The sequence below is a fragment of the Frankia sp. CcWB2 genome (assembly GCF_977927585.1).
Map to the genome: position 1 here is coordinate 11,857 of NZ_CDWRCM010000121.1, position 587 is coordinate 12,443.

General features: G+C 67.3%; 1 protein-coding gene. It reads left to right on the top strand.

The window, feature by feature from the left end; genetic code table 11:
* The coding region (locus tag ACY45C_RS13710) for an aminotransferase class IV (RefSeq protein ID WP_462187998.1) at positions 1 to 427 on the top strand (427 nt) is incomplete at its 5' end.
* Positions 428 to 587: the final 160 nt, after the last annotated feature.

Here is a 587-nt window from a genome sequence, read left to right on the forward strand (position 1 = left end):
GTCCCTGGCGAAGGTCGCGGCGGTCAAGGCCGGTTACGACGAGGCGATTCTGACCAGCCCCAATGGCCACATCGCCGACGGCACCGGGGAAAACGTCTTCATCGTCTCCGGACGCAAGGTCATCACTCCGCTCCTCACGGATGGTCCGCTCGGTGGCATCACCCGCGCCTCGATCATGAGGATCGCCGCCGATCAGGGGTACGAGGTGATCGAGCAGCACATCGTGCGCACCGACCTCTATCTGGCTGACGAGGCGTTCTTCACCGGCACGGCGGTCGAGATCGTGCCGATCGTCGAGGTGGACGACCGGCAGGTCGGGAGCGGGAAGCCGGGCCCCGTCACCCGGGAGCTGCTGGAGATCTTCCACCGCGCGACCCGGGGGGAACTGGACCGATACCAGGAGTGGAACGAGTTCGTCCAGCAATAACGCCGTGGCCGGCGTCGCGGGCGTTCGCGCGTTGCCCCGCGTCCCGGCCAGGGTCGTGAGCCCGGCCCCGCGTGGCCGGGCTCACATAATGCCCACGCCGAAGCATCGTGTGCTCTGGTCAACATGGCCGGCAGGGCCTACCGTCGCGAGTAGCAGTTTT